The organism is Candidatus Hydrogenedentota bacterium, from assembly GCA_018005585.1.
In the GTDB taxonomy this organism is placed as follows: domain Bacteria; phylum Hydrogenedentota; class Hydrogenedentia; order Hydrogenedentales; family JAGMZX01; genus JAGMZX01.
In genome coordinates, this window is sequence record JAGMZX010000283.1 from 1 (window position 1) to 3,051 (window position 3,051).

Genomic DNA, 3,051 nt, shown 5'->3' on the forward strand with positions numbered 1-3,051 from the left:
CCCGTTGAATTCGATACGGCCGCCGTCCGGGCGGAGCAACCCGACGATCATGTTGAAGGTGGTCGTCTTGCCCGCGCCGTTCGGCCCGAGCAGGCCGACGATTTCGCCGGGCGCCAGGGTGATCGACACATCGCGCACGACGGTGCGTTTCTTGAACGCCTTGACGAGGTCGTGCGTTTCGAGCAAGGGAGGCGCCTCGGGCATGGGCCAATTCCTCAGGGCGCCGCGACATGCGCGGGGTAGGCGGCGTGCAGCAGGAGCCGGTTAAGCCGGGTGAGTTCCTCGGGCGTGCGGTCCTTCTTTTCGAGGAGCGTCTTGGCCTCGTCGCTCAATGCGACACCCGACCATGCCGCTTCGTTGTAGAGTTTGGGGTTGGCCAGCACCTTGTTCAGCGTCTTGACCAGCCTGCCCTTGTTCTCGACAATCGTCTCCGTGGACGCGCTGGTCAAAATGCCGCGCGTCTCCCCGTCGAGCAGCGAGAAGATGTGCTTGCCGGGCGATGCGGCGTCCGCGGCGGCCTGTTGCTTGAGCGTGGCAACGAGGCCAGGCCAGTCCTGCACGTCGGATTCGCGGAGCAACGACGGGTCGGCGGGCGCGCTCTCGCCGCCGGATTCCGGCGACACGAGCTCGGCTTTGACCTTCGTCATGCGGTAGCGGCCCGTATTGAAATTGAGGACCAGCTCGTCGCACTGGACGTTCTTCATTCGCTCGCTGTTCATGACGACATTGCCCGCGAACACCATCTCGCCCTGCTCGAAATCCCACTCCGCCTTGTCGGCACTGACCGCGGCCACGGGGTGGTTCACCTGCACACTGCCCTGCATCAGGATACGCGAGGGCTTGCCGCCCTCGCCCGCGTACTCGAAGGTCATGGTGCGCGCGCGGATGGGCACGGGCTTCTGTTCGGGGTCGTCGGATAGGAGCGTGATCTCCACGCCGCCGGACATGGTCTCGAAACTGCCGTTTTCGATGCTGCCCGTAACCTCGCCGATGTAGTCCGCCTTCATGGCGTTATAGCCGCCGCTCAGGGCGCCGCCCTGTGCGACGGCCGCCGCCGCGGCGCAAATGGCCAGAATTGCCAGCATGACGCTTCTCATTGGGCGGGTTCTCCAAAACGCACCATGCCGGAAACGTTCGTCAACACGAACTTCTCGGATTCCGGGAACAGGCGCAAACTGGACGCGCGCAACTGGAGTCTCCGGCTGCTGACCTGAAGATCATTGTCGGAGCGGGCCAGGCCCTCTTCCCCTTCTTCGCGCGGATTGATCCATTCGATATCGGCGAGTTCGAGGGTCATGTCGCCGACATAGGCGGTCACGCCCCCTTCGAGCAGCGCCCCGCTCTCTTCCTGAAACCGGCCGCGCGCCGCTTGCAGCATGATTTCTTCCTCATCCGGATTCTTGCCATAGATGGCGGCCTGCGCGTTCTCGAACGACCACACCTGGTCGTCGAGCATGGTGAAATACTCCGCGTGCACCCAGAACGTGGGCTTGCGCGCCGCGCCCGCGGTGGGCCGCGCATCGTGCATGTACAGGTTGATGCCGCTGCTCATGCGCACGGCGGCGTCGCTGCCGGCCCCGCCTGCCGCCGGTTCCTGCGGGGCGGGCGGGGCAATGCCGGGGCCACAGCCCAGCGCCCCCAACGCGAGGGCGACACAACAGATGTTGCGCCGCGCCGTCACAATTGCCTCTCGTTCCGCTCATACACGAGGCGCAGGCCCTTCAATGTGAGCAACGGGTCAACCACGTCAATGGTCTCGGCCAGTTCCGCGACGACGTCGGACAGACCGCCCGTGGCGACGACCACGGGCGTGCACTGCATCTCGCGGCCCATGCGCCGCACCACGCCGTCAACCAGGTCCGCGTAACCGTACGTGAGTCCGGACCGGATATTCGCAATCGTGTCACGCCCGATCACGGTGGGCGGCACGGCGATATCGACGCGCGGCAGTTTCGCGCAGCGCTCGAACAGCACGTCGGCCGAAAGCTGCAGCCCCGGCACGATGACGCCGCCGCGCCACTCGCCCTTGGCCGTCACGGCGTCGAACGTGGTGGCGGTGCCGAAGTCAAGGACAATGAGCGGCCCCTCGTGCTCGGCGCGCGCCGCAACGGAATTGACGATCCGGTCCGCGCCGACTTCTTTCGGGTTTTCGACCTGAAGCACCAGACCCGTCTTGACACCGGGCCCGACCATGAGCAGCTTCGCGCCGAAAACCTTCTTGCTCACGTGTTCGAGCGCGATGTTGATCTGCGGCACGACGCTCGAGATGCAGCATCCCTCGATAATGCCCGGGTCGAGGCCGGCGCTTTGCAGCAGCATGAAGAACAGCACGCGCAGCTCGTCGCTGGTGCGGTAATTGTTGGTGAATATGCGCCAGTGCCCGCGCAGGGTCTCGCCATCGTACAGGCCCAGCACCGTATGCGTGTTGCCGACGTCCATCACCAGCAGCATGGCTCAGGCTCCGTCCGCGTAGGCGATGGGCCCGCGCACGAGACGGTGCATGCGGCCCCCGCTCCGCACGAGCAGCGCGCCGTCTTCGTCAAGAGCCGCCGCTTCACCCGTAATGTCGCCTTGCCGCACCCTGCGCCCCAAGACGCCGCACGCGGCCGCCCATTCCTCCTGCATCTCGCGGCCGCGCCCATCCCGCAGCTGGGCGACACGCCGGTCCAGCATGCGCAACACGCCGCAAAGCAAGGCGGCACGGTCCCACGCGCGCCCGGTAAGATATTGGAGCGACCCGGCGGTCTCGCGCAGTTCCGGCGGGAAATCCTCCGGGAAATGATGCACGTTAATGCCGATGCCGATGGCGTTCCAGCCGTTCCGGTGCTCGACGAGCACGCCCGCGACCTTGCGCCCCGCACACACGAGGTCGTTCGGCCACCTCACGGTCAGGCGGGCGCCGGACCGCGCCGCGTCGCGCACGGCAAGCGCCCCGGCGGACGTCAAACCGGCTGCCGCGCCCCGCAGCGAGACACTCAGCCAGAGTCCCAGCCCCGGCGCGCTATGCCAGGAGCGGCCGCTGCAACCGCGGCCCGCAGTCTGCGCATCCGC

At 66.6% G+C, this 3,051-nt stretch carries 5 protein-coding genes; all 5 read right to left on the reverse strand.

The features are described from left to right. A partial coding sequence (locus tag KA184_23770; protein MBP8132610.1) for an ATP-binding cassette domain-containing protein occupies nt 1–204 on the reverse strand: 204 nt, incomplete at its 3' end. Between the two features lie 11 nt (nt 205–215). After that, nucleotides 216–1,097 (reverse strand): hypothetical protein, encoded by an 882-nt coding sequence (locus tag KA184_23775; protein MBP8132611.1) that lies wholly within the window; start codon nt 1,095–1,097, stop codon nt 216–218. After that, a complete protein-coding gene (locus tag KA184_23780; protein MBP8132612.1) occupies nt 1,094–1,681 on the reverse strand; it encodes a hypothetical protein in 588 nt (195 codons plus the stop codon). Before KA184_23780 ends, KA184_23775 begins: the two co-directional genes overlap by 4 nt. Then, nucleotides 1,678–2,451 (reverse strand): type III pantothenate kinase, encoded by a 774-nt coding sequence (locus KA184_23785; GenBank protein ID MBP8132613.1) that lies wholly within the window; start codon nt 2,449–2,451, stop codon nt 1,678–1,680. Before KA184_23785 ends, KA184_23780 begins: the two co-directional genes overlap by 4 nt. Before the next feature lie 3 nt (nt 2,452–2,454). Beyond that, nucleotides 2,455–3,051 (reverse strand): biotin--[acetyl-CoA-carboxylase] ligase (locus KA184_23790; GenBank protein ID MBP8132614.1); only part of this gene is annotated, 597 nt, incomplete at its 5' end.

What these genes read in the sequence shown, in the direction of transcription:
- KA184_23775 (MBP8132611.1), bottom strand. Translation starts at nt 1,097, where the DNA reads ATGAGAAGCGTCATGCTGGCAATTCTGGCCATTTGCGCCGCGGCGGCG.
- KA184_23785 (MBP8132613.1), bottom strand. Translation starts at nt 2,451, where the DNA reads ATGCTGCTGGTGATGGACGTCGGCAACACGCATACGGTGCTGGGCCTG.